At 62.9% G+C, this 17583-nt stretch carries 19 protein-coding genes; 1 reads left to right on the top strand and 18 read right to left on the bottom strand.

All coding sequences use genetic code 11. The features are described 5' to 3' along the window. Window positions 1-174: 174 nt before the first annotated feature. The 10 genes from rpsO to rimP form a co-directional block, all read right to left on the bottom strand. A complete protein-coding gene (gene rpsO, locus LB536_RS15880; RefSeq protein WP_318013458.1) occupies window positions 175-516 on the bottom strand; it encodes a 30S ribosomal protein S15 in 342 nt (113 codons plus the stop codon). 109 nt (window positions 517-625) lie between these two features. After that, window positions 626-1720: a magnesium/cobalt transporter CorA gene (corA, locus tag LB536_RS15885; protein ID WP_318013456.1), complete on the bottom strand. Its 1095-nt coding sequence runs from the start codon at window positions 1718-1720 to the stop codon at window positions 626-628. Window positions 1721-1772: 52 nt separating this feature from the next. Beyond that, window positions 1773-2084, bottom strand: coding sequence for a type II toxin-antitoxin system RelE/ParE family toxin (locus LB536_RS15890; RefSeq protein ID WP_318013457.1), 312 nt, complete (start codon window positions 2082-2084; stop codon window positions 1773-1775). Continuing rightward, window positions 2063-2290 (bottom strand): hypothetical protein, encoded by a 228-nt coding sequence (locus LB536_RS15895; protein ID WP_224594137.1) that lies wholly within the window; start codon window positions 2288-2290, stop codon window positions 2063-2065. The genes LB536_RS15890 and LB536_RS15895 overlap by 22 nt, the downstream gene beginning before the upstream one ends. 116 nt (window positions 2291-2406) lie before the next feature. Further along, entirely contained in the window at window positions 2407-3393 is a 987-nt protein-coding gene (gene truB / locus LB536_RS15900) for a tRNA pseudouridine(55) synthase TruB (protein ID WP_224594140.1), read from the bottom strand. Then, window positions 3393-3803 carry a 30S ribosome-binding factor RbfA gene (gene rbfA, locus LB536_RS15905; protein WP_027142034.1) on the bottom strand — a complete coding sequence of 137 codons (411 nt, stop codon included), beginning with the start codon at window positions 3801-3803 and terminating at the stop codon, window positions 3393-3395. The genes truB and rbfA overlap by 1 nt, the downstream gene beginning before the upstream one ends. Before the next feature lie 125 nt (window positions 3804-3928). Further along, complete coding sequence (gene infB / locus LB536_RS15910; RefSeq protein ID WP_140757880.1) at window positions 3929-6505, bottom strand: translation initiation factor IF-2; 2577 nt, start codon at window positions 6503-6505, stop codon at window positions 3929-3931. Continuing rightward, window positions 6502-7152: an RNA-binding protein gene (locus LB536_RS15915; RefSeq protein ID WP_224594373.1), complete on the bottom strand. Its 651-nt coding sequence runs from the start codon at window positions 7150-7152 to the stop codon at window positions 6502-6504. The genes infB and LB536_RS15915 overlap by 4 nt, the downstream gene beginning before the upstream one ends. Before the next feature lie 38 nt (window positions 7153-7190). Beyond that, on the bottom strand, window positions 7191-8786 hold the full coding sequence (gene nusA / locus LB536_RS15920) for a transcription termination factor NusA (RefSeq protein WP_027142036.1): 1596 nt from the start codon (window positions 8784-8786) through the stop codon (window positions 7191-7193). A 49-nt stretch (window positions 8787-8835) separates the two neighbouring features. After that, window positions 8836-9483, bottom strand: a complete 648-nt coding sequence (gene rimP, locus LB536_RS15925) for a ribosome maturation factor RimP (protein ID WP_224594376.1) — start codon at window positions 9481-9483, stop codon at window positions 8836-8838. Between the two features lie 281 nt (window positions 9484-9764). Between rimP and LB536_RS15930 the strand changes: the two genes are divergently transcribed. Beyond that, window positions 9765-9929, top strand: coding sequence for a hypothetical protein (locus LB536_RS15930; RefSeq protein ID WP_224594144.1), 165 nt, complete (start codon window positions 9765-9767; stop codon window positions 9927-9929). A gap of 63 nt (window positions 9930-9992) precedes the next feature. Here LB536_RS15930 and trmB read toward each other — a convergent pair whose 3' ends face one another. The 8 genes from trmB to LB536_RS15970 all read right to left on the bottom strand — a co-directional run bounded on the left by trmB (window position 9993) and on the right by LB536_RS15970 (window position 17519). Continuing rightward, window positions 9993-10694 carry a tRNA (guanine(46)-N(7))-methyltransferase TrmB gene (gene trmB / locus LB536_RS15935; protein ID WP_140757885.1) on the bottom strand — a complete coding sequence of 234 codons (702 nt, stop codon included), beginning with the start codon at window positions 10692-10694 and terminating at the stop codon, window positions 9993-9995. 26 nt (window positions 10695-10720) lie between these two features. Continuing rightward, the gene (gene metK, locus LB536_RS15940; RefSeq protein WP_140810938.1) at window positions 10721-11986 is read right to left on the bottom strand and encodes a methionine adenosyltransferase; all 1266 of its coding nucleotides are present in this window, start codon (window positions 11984-11986) and stop codon (window positions 10721-10723) included. 168 nt (window positions 11987-12154) lie between these two features. Beyond that, entirely contained in the window at window positions 12155-12574 is a 420-nt protein-coding gene (locus LB536_RS15945) for a helix-turn-helix domain-containing protein (protein ID WP_127279029.1), read from the bottom strand. 137 nt (window positions 12575-12711) lie between these two features. Then, window positions 12712-14304, bottom strand: a complete 1593-nt coding sequence (gene lnt / locus LB536_RS15950) for an apolipoprotein N-acyltransferase (RefSeq protein ID WP_224594146.1) — start codon at window positions 14302-14304, stop codon at window positions 12712-12714. A gap of 90 nt (window positions 14305-14394) precedes the next feature. After that, a complete protein-coding gene (locus tag LB536_RS15955) occupies window positions 14395-14865 on the bottom strand; it encodes a VOC family protein (RefSeq protein ID WP_224594149.1) in 471 nt (156 codons plus the stop codon). Between the two features lie 14 nt (window positions 14866-14879). Further along, window positions 14880-15974: a hemolysin family protein gene (locus LB536_RS15960; RefSeq protein ID WP_224594151.1), complete on the bottom strand. Its 1095-nt coding sequence runs from the start codon at window positions 15972-15974 to the stop codon at window positions 14880-14882. A 28-nt stretch (window positions 15975-16002) separates the two neighbouring features. After that, the gene (ybeY, locus tag LB536_RS15965) at window positions 16003-16509 is read right to left on the bottom strand and encodes an rRNA maturation RNase YbeY (protein ID WP_224594165.1); all 507 of its coding nucleotides are present in this window, start codon (window positions 16507-16509) and stop codon (window positions 16003-16005) included. Between the two features lie 17 nt (window positions 16510-16526). Further along, window positions 16527-17519, bottom strand: coding sequence for a PhoH family protein (locus LB536_RS15970; protein ID WP_224594177.1), 993 nt, complete (start codon window positions 17517-17519; stop codon window positions 16527-16529). Window positions 17520-17583: the final 64 nt, after the last annotated feature.

The following is a 17583-nucleotide window of genomic DNA, read 5'->3' on the forward strand; positions in this document are numbered from 1 at the left end:
CGGATGATTTAGGCGCGACGAGCGCGCACGAGCGTCCTGCAATCCTGCCCCATGACCGTCCATGGGCGGTTTCGAGTGGCCCTCTGCACGCTCGAAACCGGGTCTGGCCAGCCGATATGACTGGCAGAATGCGTGACCGGCGGACTTCCCTGGGAAAGTCCGCCGGTCAATTCGTCAACGGCGCAGACCGAGCTTCTCGATCAGTGTCTGATAGCGCGCGTCGTCCTTGCGCTTGAGATAATCAAGCAGGCTGCGGCGCTGGGACACGAGAGCGAGCAGACCACGGCGGGAATGGTTATCCTTCTTGTGGTCCTTGAAATGATCGGTCAGGTTCTTGATGCGCTCGGAAAGGATGGCCACCTGGACTTCCGGAGACCCGGTATCGCCCTTGGCGGTTGCGAATTCACCCATCAATTCCTGTTTGCGCTCGGCAGTAATCGACATCGTGTTTTTCCTTATCTGTTCGAGGAAACGGGTCGCCCACAGCCGGGATGTCGTCCAGCAGGGGCCGTGCATGCAAAGCGTCAAGGCGCTATGCTGCGGCGCATATAGTGCAATTCCCCGAAAAACACCAGCCCAATTCACAAGCCGGCTTTTGACGCTCAAATGGCAGGTTCAATCCCAGTCAAAGCCACTTCTTCCATTTGAAGAATGCAATCAGTCCGACAACGATGGCAGCCATGAACAGCAGCGACAAGGGATAGCCGTAGTACGCCTTCAACTCCGGCATGTTCCAAGGCGAACTCGCGGGGTCGAAGTTCATGCCCCAGATGCCGACCAGGAAGGTGAGCGGCATGAAGATGACCGAGACGATGGTGAGATAGGAGATGACGTCGTTGGTGCGCGCTTGGCTCAGCGACAGATGCATTTCGATCAGGCCGGTCAGCATGTCGCGCTGGGTCTCGACCAGCTCGATCAGCCTGAGCGAATGGTCGAGCGTGTCGTTGAGGAAGACCTTGGTCTCGGCTCTGACATAGGCCACGTCGTTGCGGATCAGCGTGGCAAGCGCATCGCGCATCGGCCACAGCACGCCTTTCAGGACATTGGCGTCGCGCCGCAATTCGTGCAGCTGCCGCATCTGGTGCTTGTGCGTCGAATGCAGCATCTGGTCCTCGATGCTGTCGACCAGATCGCCGGTAGCCTCGATCGGCGGAAAATAGCTGTCGACGATGGCGTCGATCAGCGCGTAGGCGAGATAGTCGGCGCCGCGCGTGCGCAACCGGTTGGGCGCCGAACTCTCGATGCGCTTGCGCACGGGATTGAACGGATCGCCCTCGCGCTCCTGGAAGGTGACGACGAAGTTCTCGCCGAGGAAGAGAGCGATCTGTTCGTAGCGATGCGACGTGACATCGTCGATCATGCGCATGACGACGAAGGCATGATCCTCGAAGAAGTCGACTTTCGGCCGCTGGCCGGTGTTGACGACATCCTCCAGCGCCAGCGGATGCAGGCTGAAGATGCGGCCGATCTCCTCGATCAACTGGATGTTGGCGAGGCCGGTGCAGTCGAGCCAGATGACGGGCCATTTCCGGCAATTGGCCGCGACATCGTCAATGCTGGCATTCTCGATCGTCTTGAACTTCTGCGGCGAGATCAGGGTCAGCCGCAATTCGGAGCGCCGCGCCGCCGGGTCGGCGATCAACGTGCCCGGCGAGGCGCCGACAGGCGGCCGCCTCGTCTTCACCGGCGCACGTTTTTTCACCACCTCGGCCTTTGCCATGCCACCACCCGTCGAAAGCTGCTTGTTGCCATAGATGCGTATGATCGAATGCCTATGATTGACCTGGCATGGACGATGGGTCTCGGGCACCATGACGTACGGCATGAACGATGATTTCGTCGTCAGCCGCTTCGTAGAAAATTAGATAGGGATAGGGGACGGTTGCGAGACGACGGATGGCCGGATCGTCCGTTCGTTTGCCAAGAAATGGCTGACCCGCAATCCGCTCCAACAAAAGCTTGATGCGTTGCCGGACACGATGGGCGCCTCGCGGCGAGTGGACATTGATGTGATCAACGATATTCTTCAGGTCAGCAAGGGCCGGACTGGTGAAGCGAACCTTCACAGATCGTACTTGGCCCACATAGCACGCACCTCGTCATCGGTTGCAAATTCGCCGCGTGCAGCAGCCGATCGCGATCTCGCAATAGCCGCACGCTCATCGGGTGTCAAAAGCACCGGCTCCGACTCCTCGGCAGCAAGCATAAGCATGGCGCGAGCAATCTCATCTTGCATGGCCGGAGAAAGGACCCTTGCCACGGCCACGGCTTTTTCAAGAAGGTCTGTCATGATCGGATTATGCACTTAATCTACACACAAGAAAAGTAGAACGAGCTTCGCGAGCCGCCTTCACTATCCGCTGTTCCGCAAGCTCCGTGCCTATGCCGCCATGGGGATCAGACCGATCACCCGGCAAAGACCCGCTTGGGCTTGAACATGCCTTGCTCGATCGCGCCGATGGCGACCAGCTTGCCGCGTGACGTCGCGCAGGCCTCTTCGGCCTCCACCGGCGCGTCACGGCCACGGATGATGACCGGATTGCCGAGGCGGATCTTTGTCGCCGCATCGTCGCTTATGGCGATCTGCGGCAGGCAGTCGAGAGCAGCCGAGGTGTCGACTAGGAGCGTGTCGATGGCGCCGAAGTCGATCGGCTTGGCCACCGCGTCAGCCGGGTCGGCTTCGTCGGCCGCTTCCAAATTCTCATCGCCAGTGGCGCCGAAGCGGGCGGCCTCGAGTTCGGCGATGGTGACGAAGTCGTCCGGCGTGAACGGCTCGACTTCGACCCGGCGCAGCTCGCTGATGTGGCCGAAGCAGCCGAGGTCGCGGCCCATGTCGCGGGCCAGCGAACGCACATAGGTGCCCTTGCCGCATTCGACTTCGAAAATCGTCTGGTCCGGCTTGTGCTCGACAATATCGAGCCGGCCGATCTCGATCTCGCGTGCGGGTATGTCGACCGTCTCGCCTTCGCGGGCGAGGTCGTAGGCGCGCTCACCCGCAATCTTGATGGCCGAGAATTGCGGCGGCGTCTGCATGATGACGCCGGTGTATTTCGGCAGCAGCGCCCGCACTTCGGCTTCCGCCGGACGCAGCTCGGAGCTCTTCGTCACCGGCCCTTCAAGATCGTCGGTGGAGCGCTCGTCACCCCAGGCAACGGTGAAACGATAGACCTTGGCGCCGTCCTGCACGTAGGGCACGGTCTTGGTGGCCTCTCCGAGCGCGATCGGCAGCATGCCGGAGGCAAGTGGGTCGAGCGTGCCGGCGTGGCCAGCCTTTTCGGCCTGGAACAGCCATTTGATCTTGGAGACAGCCTCGGTCGAGCCCATGCCGACCGGCTTGTCCAGCACCACCCAGCCGGAGACTGGCCGGCCCTTCTTCTTGCCGCGACGCGCCATTATTCTTCTTCCTTGTTGTCGTCGCTATCCAGATCGCGCGCCACTTCGGGCGACTTCAAGAGGTCGTTGATCCTGGCGAAATTGTCGAAGGAGGTATCCAGCCGGAAGCGGAACTCCGGCATGTATTTCATCTGCCTGAGCGCGCCCGAGACACGGCCGCGCACGAACTTGGCATGCTTGTTCAGCGCCTCGATCACCGCGTCGGCATCCTTGGCGCCGAGCGGCGAAACAAAGGCAGTGGCGATCTTGAGATCGGGCGACATGCGCACTTCGGAGACCGAAACGACCGAGTTTTCAATCAACGGGTCGATGATCTCGCCGCGCTGCAAGGTTTCGGAGAGCGCATGACGCACCTGCTCGCCGACGCGCAGCATGCGCTGGGATGGGCTTGATGTCGTGGAACGGGGCATTGTTCTCAATCCTGAAAGCGTGAGGCGCGGGATAGGACCGTGCCGCATGTCTCAAACGGTCATTCTCAATAGCACTGGGGCGGCGGTCTTTCGACCGCCGCCCGATATCGACAAGCCACTCGAACTCAGAGCGTGCGGGTCACCATCTCGACGCGGAAGCACTCGATGACGTCGCCGACGCGCATGTCCTCGTAGTTCTGGAAGGCCATGCCGCACTCCTGGCCGCCCGGAACTTCCGAAACCTCGTCCTTGAAGCGCTTCAGGGTCTTCAGCGTTCCTTCGTGGATGACGACGTTGTCGCGGATCAGGCGTACGCCCGCGCCACGCTCGACCTTGCCTTCGGTGACACGGCAGCCGGCGATCTTGCCGACCTTGGTGATGTCGAAAATCTCGAGGATCTCGGCATTGCCGATGAAGGTCTCGCGACGCTCCGGCGACAGCAGGCCCGACAGAGCCGCTTTCACATCATCCACCAGGTTGTAGATGATCGAGTAGTAGCGGATCTCGATGCCAGCGGCCGCGGCCGCGGCACGCGCCTGCACATTGGCACGGACGTTGAAGCCGATGATCGCCGCGCCGGACGTTTCCGCTAGCGAGACGTCGCTTTCGGTGATGGCGCCGGCGCCGGAATGGACGATGCGCGCACGCACTTCGTCGGTGCCGAGCTTGTCCAGGGCAGCATTGATCGCTTCGATCGAACCCTGCACGTCGCCCTTGATCACCAGCGGGAATTCCTTCAGCCCGCTCGTCTGCAACTGCGACATCATCTGTTCGAGCGAGCCGCGCTGGCCGGCATGCCTGGCCACCGCTTTCTCGCGCGCCAGACGCTGGCGATATTCGGTGATCTCGCGGGCACGGGCCTCGTTGTTGACCACGGCGAAGCGGTCGCCGGCCTGCGGGGTTCCCTGAAGGCCGAGCACCTCGACCGGCATTGCCGGCGGCGCCTCCTTGATCTGCTCGCCGCGATCGTTGACCAGCGCGCGCACACGGCCCCATTCGTTGCCGGCGACAAGGATGTCGCCCGGCATCAAGGTGCCGGTCTGCACCAGCACGGTGGCGACGGGACCACGGCCCTTGTCGAGCTGCGCCTCGATGACGACGCCTTCGGCGGTGCGGTCGGGGTTGGCCTTGAGATCGAGGATTTCGGCCTGCAGCAGGATCGCTTCGAGCAACTTGTCGAGATTGGTGCCCTTGGTCGCCGACACCTCGACGTCCAGCACTTCACCGCCCATCGATTCGACGAACACCTCGTGGCGCAAGAGTTCCGAGCGCACCTTCTGCGGATCGGCATCATGCTTGTCGATCTTGTTGATCGCCACGATGATCGGAACGCCGGCCGCCTTGGCATGGCTGATCGATTCGATCGTCTGCGGCATGACGCTGTCGTCGGCGGCCACCACCAGGATGGCGATGTCGGTGGCCTGTGCGCCACGGGCGCGCATCGCCGTGAAGGCGGCGTGGCCGGGCGTGTCGATGAAGGTGATCTTCTGACCGTTCTTCTCGACCTGATAGGCGCCGATATGCTGGGTGATGCCGCCCGCCTCGCCGGAAACGACATTGGCGTTGCGGATGGCATCGAGCAGCGACGTCTTGCCGTGGTCGACGTGGCCCATGATGGTGACAACCGGCGGACGCGACACGAGGTCTTCCGGACGGTCGGCGATGTTGAACAGGCCTTCCTCGATGTCGGACTCGGCGACGCGGCGGACCGTGTGGCCGAATTCGGTGGCCACCAGTTCGGCCGTGTCGGCGTCGATGACGTCGCCCGGCTTCAGGATCTGGCCCTGCTTCATGAAGTACTTGACCAGGTCGACAGCACGCTCGGACATGCGCTGCGCCAGTTCCTGGATGGTGATGGTCTCGGGCAGGATCACTTCGCGCATGACCTTCTCGCGCGGCTCGTTGTGCATCGCGCGCTTGAATTTTTCCTGGCGGCGACGCATCGACGACAGCGAACGGGCCCGCGCATCCTCGTCGGACAACGCGGAATTCAGCGTCAGCTTGCCACGGCGGCGGTCTTCCTCGCTCTTGGTGGGCTTGGCCGGGCGCGCCACTTCGGGCGTGACCAGGCGGCGCACCGGCGCACCGGCGGTCGCCCGCTTCGGCTTGGCCTCTTCCTCCTCGTCGGCGGTCGCCAACTCAGCGGCTTGCGGCGCGCGACGGCGTGCCTCTTCCTCGGCGCGACGGCGCGATTCGGCCTCGGTCTGCAACCGTGCCTCTTCCTCGGCCTGGCGGCGCGCGGAGTCCTCGCGTTCGCGCTTGCGACGCTCTTCGTCCTCGGCGCGGCGCTTGGCCTCTTCGGCGGCGCGCTGACGGTCTTCGACCTCGCGGACCTTCGAGCCCTCGAGCGCCCTGCGGCGCGCTTCCATTTCGCTGCGCGACAGTTCGTTCAGCACCATGCCGCTGCGCTCGACCGGAGGCGGCGGAGGCGGAGGCGCCTTGGGCGCTTCCTGCACGACGGGTGCCGCCACGACCGCGGGCTTCGGCGTGAAGACGGGCGCAGGCGGAGCCGCAGCCAGCTCCGGCTTGTCGCCGGGCAGCGAGAACTTGCGCTTCTTGGTCTCGACCACGACCGACTTGGTACGGCCGTGCGAGAAGTTCTGGCGCACAGTGCCCTGTTCCATGCCGGGGCGCTTCAGCGTCAAGGTCTTCTTCGGCGTAACACTCAACGTCTTGTCGTCGCCCGATTTCGTATCGTTCATTCCATATCCTCTGCAGCATCATCTTCGTCAGCAACGGCCGCAAGCATTGCAAGATCGTCCGGGGTTCCGCCCCGATATCGGTCGAGCGCAACCATGCGCTTCTGGACCGCCTTACCCGCGTCTCCCGCGAGGACGGCAGCATGTATCACATTTGTACCCCCCAATGCCAAGCTCAACTCGGCCTCGGAGAAAAGTTTGTAGGCAAGGATGGAAGGGCCGCCGATATGTACGGTCGCCCGCCGCGCCTGGCTGATCTTGCGTACGCCATCCTCGGACGCTTCGGTTGCGTGGAGCACGAAAAGCGCCAGCCCGCCGCGCACCGCGCTCTCGACCTTGGTAGCGCCGAGCGAAATCGCGCCTGCCTTGCGGGCAAGGCCCAGCATGCCCAGAGCGGATCTGGAGAGCAACCCGTCGACCATGCCACCGAGATCGGGCGGCACGACCACCTGTGCCTTGAAGGCGCGGGCAAAAAGGTTCTTGGCCGCCGCCTTGTCGATATGTAGGCGGTCGGCACTCACCCAGCAACCGCGGCCGGGCAGATTTCTCTTGAGATCGGGAACGACGGCCGAATCCGGACCGACGACGAACCGGATCAGTTCATCCGGTTCGGCCTGTTTTCGGGTGACGATGCAGGTGCGATCGTTCATCTCGTCCAAGGGCGGGTTGTGTGCGATGCGGTTTCACCTCACGCACCAACGGCTTCGTCAGCCGTTTCTTCTTCGGCCGCAAGCTCGTCTTCTGTGATCCAGCCGGCCTTGAGGCGAGCGGCCAGAACCATCTGCTCGGCATCGGCGCGCGAAACGCCGTGATTGGCCAGCACGCCGGGATAGACCTTGGTCTCGCCGTCCTTGCGTTCCTTCCAGCCGGTGAGGTCGTCGGCGGCATAGCCGGCGAAATCCTCGATCGTCTTCACGCCGTCCTCGCCGAGCGTCACCATCATGGCGGTGGTGACGCCGGGAATTTCGCGCAGATCATCCGAAACGCCCAGCGCCTTGCGCTTCTCGTCATGCTCGGCTTCGATCTTCTCCAGATATTCGCGGGCGCGGGTCTGGATTTCAGAGGCGGTATCCTCATCGAAGCCGTCGATCGAGGCGATTTCGCCGGCATCGACATAGGCGACTTCCTCGACGCTGGTGAAGCCTTCGGAGGCCAGCACCTGGCCGACCATCTCGTCGACATCGAGGGCTTCCATGAACAGCGCGGAGCGCTCGACGAATTCCTTCTGACGGCGCTCGGATTCCTCGGCCTCGGTCAGGATGTCGATGTCCCAGCCGGTGAGCTGCGAGGCAAGGCGCACATTCTGGCCGCGGCGGCCGATGGCCAGCGACAGCTGATCGTCGGGAACCACCACTTCGATGCGCTCCGCATCCTCGTCGAGCACGACCTTGGCGACTTCCGCCGGCTGCAGCGCGTTGACGATGAAGGAGGCGGCCGAAGGCGACCACGGAATGATGTCGATCTTCTCGCCCTGCAATTCGCCGACGACGGCCTGGACGCGGCTGCCGCGCATACCGACGCAGGCGCCGACCGGATCGATCGAGCTATCACGCGAGATGACGGCGATCTTGGCGCGCGAGCCCGGGTCACGGGCGACCGACTTGATCTCGATGATGCCGTCATAGATCTCCGGCACTTCCATGGTGAAGAGCTTGGCCATGAACTGCGGATGGGTACGCGACAGGAAGATCTGCGGGCCGCGCTGCTCGCGACGCACGTCGTAGACATAGGCGCGGACGCGATCGCCGTATTTGTAGTTTTCGCGCGGGATCAGCTCGTCGCGGCGGATGATCGCCTCGCCACGGCCGAGATCGACGATGACGTTGCCATATTCGACGCGCTTGACGGTGCCGTTGACGATTTCGCCGATGCGGTCCTTGTATTCGTCATACTGGCGGTCACGCTCGGCCTCGCGCACTTTCTGGACGATGACCTGCTTGGCCGACTGGGCGGCGATGCGGCCGAAATCCATCGGCGGCAGCTGTTCGGCGATGAAATCGCCAAGCTGGGCGTCGGGATTGCGCTCGCGGGCCGAGGAAATGGCGATCTGCGTGGCGTAGTCGTCGACTTTCTCGACCACTTCCATCAGCCGCTGCAGCTTCATCTCGCCGGTGTTCGGGTTGATGTCGGCGCGGATGTTGGTCTCCTGGCCATAACGCGAACGCGCCGCCTTCTGGATCGCATCGGCCATGGCGGCGATGACGATCGACTTGTCGATCGACTTTTCACGCGCGACCGCATCGGCAATCTGCAGCAGTTCAAGTCTGTTGGCGCTTACAACCATGTTCTTTCTCCCGAGCTTGTTCGCCGGACCTTTGCGCCCGGCAGCTCAATCAAATTTCCTGTTCGTGTTCTTCCGTGGCGTCCGGCTCCGCACCGTCGGACACATCGTCGTCCGGTTCACCGCGGCGTTTCTTGGCTTCCTTACGCTCCCGGTTGTCCTTCGACAACGCTTCGCGAATGAGGTCGTCGGTCAGGATCAGCCGGACATCGGCAATGGCATCGTAGGGCACGCGCACCATCGGCTCCTCACCATAGGCCGCCTTGTCGCGCTCGATCAGCACGTCGTTCTCACCGGCCTCGGCGATCTTGCCCTTGAAGCGCTTGCGGTCAGCGACGACGACCGACGTCTCCATCTTCACCAGATGACCGGTCCAGGTCACGAAATCCGATTTGCGTACCAAGGGCCGATCGATTCCGGGCGAGGAAACTTCGAGATGATACGCCTTTTCGATCGGATCATCGACGTCGAGCGCCGGCGATACCGCGCGGCTGACCTCTTCGCAATCCTCGACGGTCATGGTGCCGTCCTCGCGCTCGGCCATGATCTGCAGCGTCAGCCCGTTCTGGCCGGACAGATGCACGCGCACGAGGCGAAAACCGATGCCGCGCAGCACCGGCTGGACGATCAGCGCAATGCGCGCATCGATGCCGCTTTCGCGGATGATGCGGTCGTCACCTTCGCTTGCCGTTGCAGTCATCAATTGCCTGTCGTTCGTTTCGAACCTATCGGCAGGTAATAAAAAAGAGCGGGACCGGGTGGACCCACTCTTCGTCATACCGACCAAGAATTTGAGGTTGATATAAACGATCCGGGCTGATGTTTCAAGTCCCAACCGGCCAAAAGCCTGTGGCTCCAGGGTTGTTGCAGGCGCATGGCCGCCATGCGGCAATCCCCCTGTGAGAGCCTGCGGGGCGCTCTTATTTGTTAGCCATCAAACGAATTGAATTGGCGCGCGCTGGCGCGCGAAAGGACAAGGCCATGAGCAAGCGCCGGATATTTTCCACCTTGGGCGATCTCTTCACCACATTCGGCAGCGCCGTTGCCGCATCGCGCGCCGTGGAAGCCGGGCGCAAGCCGAGAGCCGACGACCTGCGCAATCTCGGCATGGACCCAGCCGTATTCAACAGGATCGGTCGTTTCTGACTGCGATAAGCGTTCGATCCCGACTCCCGACAGCTTGCTGGAGCCATTGCCGGTTGGGCTCGCTTACGTCCTGATGAAGGTCAGATAGGCCGGTCGGCGGCCCTCGCGGATGGCCTTCGCCTCATAGCGCGTACCCGGCCAGCCCTCATAGGAGCGATGCCAGTCCGCCGCTTCCGCGGCCTGCCATGCGAAGGCGCCATGCGCGCGGCAATGCAGCAAGGTCCAGTTCACATAAGTGTCGATGTCGGACGCGAAACGAAATTTTGAGCCCGGCTTCAGGACGCGCGCGAAACGGTCGAGATTGACCGGGCTGACGAAACGCCGCTTCCAGTGCTTCTTCTTCGGCCAGGGGTCGGGATAGAGAAGGTCGATACCGTCGAGCGAGGCCGGTGGCAGCCAGTCAAGCAGCTGGGTGGCGTCGTCGTCGTAGACCCTGAGATTGGCCAGCGGCGCTGCCCGCACGGCCATCATCATCTTGGCCATGCCGTTGACGAAAGGTTCTACGCCGATGAAGCCGATCGTCGGCGCCTCGGTCGCGCGATGCAGGAGATGTTCGCCGCCGCCAAAGCCGATCTCGAGCCGAACCGCCGAAACGTCGGTTTTGAACAAGGTTCGCAGATCCGATGGGACTTCAGCCGTCAGATCGAGCCGGTAGGCGCCGAGGCCGCTTTCCAGCGCCGCCGCCTGCTGCGGGCGAACGGGTTTGCCGCGCCGACGGCCGAAGAAGGCTTCGGTCGTGCGGCTTGGCCTGTCTTGCTGGCTCATCTGGTCGCGTGGGTCCGTCGTGGCGATCAGGCCGCGACAGCATCCTTGAGCGCCTTGGCGAGATCTGTCTTTTCCCAGGAGAAAGACCCGTCACGGCCGGCCTTGCGGCCGAAATGGCCGTAAGACGACGTCTTGGCGTAAATCGGCTTGTTGAGATCGAGATGACGGCGAATGCCGGACGGCGACAGGTCCATCACGCTGCGCAACGCATCCTCGAGTCTGGCCTCGTCGACCTTGCCGGTGCCATGCAGGTCGACATAGACCGACAGTGGCTGGGCGACGCCGATGGCGTAGGAAAGCTGGATGGTGCAGCGGTCGGCAAGTTTTGCCGCCACGACGTTCTTGGCCAGATAGCGCGCCGCATAGGCAGCCGACCGATCGACCTTGGTGGTGTCCTTGCCGGAGAAGGCGCCGCCACCATGAGGGGCCGCGCCGCCATAGGTGTCGACGATGATCTTGCGGCCGGTCAGGCCGGCATCGCCGTCCGGGCCGCCGATGACAAACTTGCCGGTCGGGTTGATATACCACATGCAGTCGTCGGCGATCTTGAGGTCGCCGAGTGCTTCACGGATATAGGGTTCGACAACCTTGCGGACCTTCTTGGAATCCCAGGTCGAATCGAGATGCTGGGTCGACAGCACGATCTGCGTCGCCTCGGCGGCCTTGCCGTCGACATAGCGGACGGTGACCTGGCTCTTGGCATCGGGGCCGAGCTTGCCGGCCTCGCCGTTGTTTTCGTGACGGGCAGCGGCCAGGAGTTCGAGGATCTTGTGGCTGTAGTAGATCGGCGCCGGCATCAGGTCCGGCGTCTCGCGGCAGGCATAGCCGAACATGATGCCTTGGTCGCCGGCACCTTCCTCGCCCTGACGGTCGGCGGCGTTGTCGACGCCCTGGCCGATGTCGGGCGACTGGCCATGCAGCAGGACCTCGATCTTGGCCGTCTTCCAGTGGAAGCCGGCCTGCTCGTAGCCGATCTCGCGGATCGCCTTGCGGGCGACGGATTTGAACTTCGCCGGGTTGACGACAGGGTGGCCCGCGGCGTCCTTGAGGATGTTGCCGGCCTTGTCCTTCTTCAAGAGCGTCTCGGGGACGCGCACCTCGCCGGCGATGACGACGCGGTTGGTGGTCGCCAGGGTCTCGCAAGCGACACGGACTTTCCACGGGTCCATGCCGGTCTTCTTGGCTTCACGATAGACCAGATCGACAATTTCGTCGGAGATCCGGTCACAGACTTTGTCGGGATGGCCCTCGGCAACGGATTCCGAGGTAAAGAAGTAGTTCTGCCGCGTCACGGGTGTCCCCTCTCGAAAAACGATCGGCAGGCTGCCGATTTTGGCGCGCCACGTGTTAGCGGGGCAAAGCGCTGCTCGTCAAGCGTTGCCGCGGGTCTGGCCCGAATGTCGGAGGCGATATCTTGTGCCACCGGCGGCGCACGCCGCCGGTGCAAGGCGCATTGCGGATCAGTCGAGATCGTCCTCGGCGAGCGATTTCACCAGGTCTATGATCCTGCGGCGCACCTTGACATCGGCGATCTTGACAAAAGCCCGGTTGAGCTGAAGTCCTTCGGGACTGCCGCAGAATTCGACGGCGAAAGCCATCGAGCTATCCTCGGCAAAGCCACGGTTGGCCGTCAGTTCCTGGCCCGGCGCATCCTCGAAAAAGAAGGCGACCGGCACGCCGAGTATGGAGGCTATCGCCTGCAGACGGCTGGCACCGACGCGATTGGTGCCCTTTTCATATTTCTGGATTTGTTGAAAAGTGATGCCGAGATTCTCGCCCAGCTTTTCCTGGCTCATTCCGAGCATATTGCGGCGAAGCCGGACCCGGCTTCCAACGTGAATATCGATGGGATTGGGCTTCTTCTTGTTTTCTTCTGTCATTTTTTCCTCGCCGAATTTTTTCGGCTTTTGATTTTTTCCTGCCCAAACAAAGCCGGAGGCGACTGCCCCAACAGAACGATCCACCGGCTTCGAGAAATTTTCAGGCGGTACAGTATGGGTTTCTAATGTGCCAACTGTCAATTCACCCGTAGCCTTCGCCTTACGTTCGACAGCACCCCTACAAGCGCAAACAGCAACATGATCAGCATTCCGTTAATGCGCCGCTGGCTGGGCGAAATGACCGTCTGTTCGGAAACAGGCACCTTCACATCGATGGCCCCGCGCGCGTCTATCGCCAGCGCATCGACAACGCGGCCACGTGGGTCGACAACGGCTGAAATGCCGTTGTTTGCGGCACGCAACAAGGGCAATCCGTTTTCCACCGCGCGAATCTGGGCCTGCCTGAAATGCTGATACGGTCCCGGCGTGTCGCCGAACCACGCATCATTGGTAACGTTTACAATAAGCTGCGCTGACGTAGCGTCAACTGCCACTAGATCGGGAAAGATCACCTCATAACAGATAAATGGCAGGGCACGAATGCCGCCCGGCAGCGTGATGGGATGACGCTCGTTGCCGGCCGTGAACGTCATGGGCCCCGCGACGAGCTGTTCGATGCCGAAACGGCCGAGCAGGTCGGCAAAAGGCAGGTACTCGCCGAACGGCACCAGATGGACCTTGTCCACGGCATCGGCGATCTCGCCCTTGTCGTTGATCGCCACCACGGAGTTGTAGTAGCGGCTGTCGGCGCTTGCCGCCGAGCCGCCCTCCTCACGCACGACGCCGGCGATCAACATCTGGCCGTCGCCCAGCATGTCGCCCAAGGCCGTCAAGGCATCGGGGCGCTCGGTGAAAAGGAACGGCACCGAGGTTTCCGGCCAGAGAATCAGTTGCGGTTTTTCGTGACCTGGGTCCGGCGCCTTGGCGGACAGGCCCAGCAAGGTGGCGAAGATACGGTCGCGCACCGAGGCATCCCATTTTTCCGACAGGTCGACGGCCGGCTGGACGATGCGGACATCGAGACTGCGCGTCGCCGGCTTTTCGGGGGCGGTGAGCCTGACATAGCCAAAGCCGGCATGGGCGGCGGCGAGCGCGACCAACAGTGCGGCGCCCAGCCGAAGATGCCGGCGCGCCGCCAGCAGCGCCGGCAGTGCGAAAACGAAGACCGCGAGCGCGTTCATGCCGATCATGCCGGTCACCGAGACGCTCTGCATCAAAAGGGGTACAGGCATCGCCGCGTAGCCGATGGCATTCCACGGAAAACCGGTGAACAGGAAGCCGCGCAGCCACTCCGCCAGCGCAAAACCGAAGGCAAGGGCAGCGATGCGGCCGATATCGCTGCTCCACAGGAGCCGGGCAACCATCGTTGCGAAGCCATAGAAAAATGCGAGCGCGAAAGGAATGCCGACCACAGCGAAGGGAAGCGCCCAGGCAAAGTCGTCGGCCTCGACCAGCAGCGCCGAGCCGATCCACCAGAGGCCGGCGAGGAAATAGCCGAAGCCGAACCACCAGCCGATGGCGAAAGCCGGTCGCAGGCGCCGCAACAGGCTGCCCGAAGCTTCGCCGGTCGCGCCGTCGAGCAGCCAGACCAGAACCGGAAACGAAATGAAACAGGCGGCGAAGAAATCGTAAGGCGCCTGGCCCAGCACCGCCAGCGCCCCGGCGAGAAAGGCCACCAGCGCACGGCGCCAGCCCCAGAGCAGAATTATCCGGCCGGCAAGGCGCACCATGAATACTTCCGAGTCGCGCGAATCAGGACGCAAGATTTATCAGGCTGTGGCCTGCACTCCAAACGCCGGCGCGACGACCCGGCTGCGGTTCTACCGGTGCCAGCCTTCGATGTGCAAGCCACCCAACCGTTCGGCCTCTTCACGGGAAACAGAACGGATTGGCTGCGTGAACGTCCAGACATGGCCTTCGGGATCGCGCGCCCGATACTGGCGTTCGCCGTAGAACTGGTCCGCCGGCTCCTGGATTATGGCAGCACCGGCCGCGCGGGCCTGCTCGCAATGCGCATCCAGACCGTCTTTCAGCCTGACATAGACCGACTGCGTGTTCTTGCCGCGGACCGATGCGGGGCTCGCGACATGATCGGCCCATTCGGAATCGACGATGATGTAGCCATCCCCGAACCGCATCTCGGCATGGACCAGTTTTCCGCCGGTATCGCTGACCACCATGCTGGGCTCGAAGCCGAAGGCCGCTTCGAGCCAATCCATCGCCGCACGCGGGTCGCGGAAGAACAGGCCAGAACCGAGGACCGGATGCTTGAACGGATCCTCGACCGTCATGGCGCGGCAGCTTCTCAAGCCTGTTCGGTGCGCGCCGTGGCGCGCCGGCGGCGCTCGCCCTTCTGGCTCTGCACGATGCGCACGCGCTTGACGCGGCGCGGATCGGCATCGAGCACATGGAACTCGAAGCCTGGAATGGCCTGTACCACCTCGCCGCGTGCCGGCACGCGGCCGAGCGTGTTGAAGATCATGCCGCCAATGGTGTCGACATATTCGCCATGTTCGCCCGCGGTGAAATCCTCGCCGATCATCTTGGCGACCTCGTCGATCTCGGCCTTGCCGTCGACGATGAACACGCCGTCGCCGGTCTGGGTGATCATCGGCTCGTCGTCATCGTGCTCATCCTCGATGTCGCCGACCACCATTTCGACAATGTCCTCGAGCGAGACGAGGCCGTCCGTGCCGCCATATTCATCGATGACCAGGGCCATTTGCGTGCGTGTCGTCTGCATGCGGCCCATCAGGTCGGAAGCGAGCATCGACGGCGGCACGAACAGGACCTGGCGGATCAGGTTGAGCTCCCCGATGGTGCGCGCCAGGTCGACCTTGGCAAGATCGAGAACCGTGGCGACGGGCGTTTTGCGGGTTGCACGGCCCTTCCTGACGCGCGCGATCTTGGTGATATGGGCCAGCACGTCGCGGATATGGACCATGCCGCGCGGGTCGTCGAGCGTCTCGGAATAGACCGGCATGCGGGAATGGCCGGATTGTTCGAACATGCCAAGGAGATCGCCGAGCGTCGTGGCGATCTCGACCGCCTCGATATCGGCGCGCGGCACCATGACGTCCTCGACGCGCACTTCGCGCAGCCGCAGGATGTTGTTGAGCATGGCGCGCTCGCCAGGCGAGAAGGATTCGACATCGCTCGTCGTCTCGGCGAGCGCGCCGGCGATCTCCTCGCGCAGGCTGGTGCCGTTGCGTTGCCGGAACAGGCCCAGCACGCGGTTGAACAGGGAGGGACCGGCAGGCAACTGCTCGACGGCGGCGCTGCCGGTGTTGGCAACACCAGGGGTAACGGTACTCGGACTTGATCCCTCTTCCGACGTATCGGAAGCCTTGATCGCACTGCCGGCATCGGGGCGGGCGGCAGTCTCTGGTTTGTCGTTCATCGTCGTCCGGTCAATTGATCTTTTTTAGTTACGCGTAGGGATCGGGAATGGCAAGCCTTGCAAGCGCGGCGCGCTCGATGGCTTCCATCTCCTCGGCCTCGGCGTCGGTCTCGTGATCATGGCCCATCAGATGCAGCAGGCCATGGATGACGAGATGGCAGATATGGTTCTCCAGCGGCTTGTCTTCCAGTGCCGCCTCGCGCGCCACGGTCTCGGCGGCAAGCACGATGTCGCCGAGCATCGGCGGCAGCGGACCACCTTTCGCATGCGGAAAAGCCGGGAAAGACAAGACGTTGGTGGGCTTGTCCTTGCCGCGCCAGTCCGCATTCAAGCTACGGATATGGGCATCGTCGGAAAAAACAACGCTGAGTTCGGAACGACCCGTCGCGCCGGTCTCGGCAAAGGCGGCGTCAACCGCGCGATCGACCAGCCGCGCCAGGCTTGCTTCATCGGGCCAGTCGCCCGCTTCAACCGATATATCGATCTCGACGGGAACCGGAAGGCTCCCGCCGCCGGATATGTTGTCCTCAGGCATGAGGCCGCATCGTCACATCAATTCTCGGCACCGAGGCCACGAGCCAGCTTGGTGTCCCGGTCATAGGCCCTGACGATTTCCGCCACCAGCGGATGGCGAACGACGTCGACATCGTTGAAGCGCACGGTTACCGCGCCAGCCACACCGTCGAGGACACGCAAGGCTTCGACCAGGCCTGACTTGGTGCTCGGAGGAAGATCGATCTGGGAGGGATCGCCGGTGACGATCATGCGCGAGTTCTCGCCGAGACGGGTGAGAAACATCTTCATCTGCATCGGCGTGGTGTTCTGTGCCTCGTCGAGAATGACGGCGGCGTGCGCCAGCGTGCGGCCGCGCATGAAGGCAAGCGGCGCGATTTCGATCACTTCGGCGGCAATCGCACGCTCGACCTTGTCGGCTGGCATCATGTCGTAGAGCGCGTCATAGAGCGGGCGCAGATACGGATCGACCTTTTCCTTCATGTCGCCCGGCAGAAAGCCCAGCCGTTCGCCGGCTTCGACGGCCGGCCGCGACAGAATGATGCGCTCGACCATGCCGCGCTCGAGCAGCATCGCCGCATGCGCCACCGCCAGATAGGTCTTGCCGGTGCCGGCCGGACCGATGCCGAACACCAGCTCCGAACGCTCCAGCGCCCGCATATAGGCGTCCTGGTTCAGCGAACGGGCATAGATGGTCTTCTTGCGGGTGGCGATCTGGGCGGCGGAAACCTTGCCCTTGCGCTCCAGCGTCGGCAGCGTCAGCTGATCGTCGGCAGCAACCGCCATGCGCACGGCGCCGTCGACATCGGACTGGCCGATGTCGACGCCCTTCTGCAGGATGCCGTAGAGATTGTCCAAGGCACGGCGTGCCTGTTCGGCGGCGGAAGCGGACCCCTTTATGGTCAGCTGGTTGCCGCGCGAGCGGATGTCGACGCCGAGCTTCTGCTCGAGCCGGGCCAGGTTCTCATCGAACTGGCCGTAAAGGGCGCTGGCAAGCTTGTTGTTGTCGAAAGTCAGAACGATGTGCGCCATGTCAGAAGCCCCGGATGCCGGTACCGGGGGCAGATTCTTCAGCTCCGCTGCGCTCAACCGTCTC

Source organism: Mesorhizobium sp. ES1-3 (genome assembly GCF_020164795.1).
Lineage (GTDB): Bacteria > Pseudomonadota > Alphaproteobacteria > Rhizobiales > Rhizobiaceae > Mesorhizobium.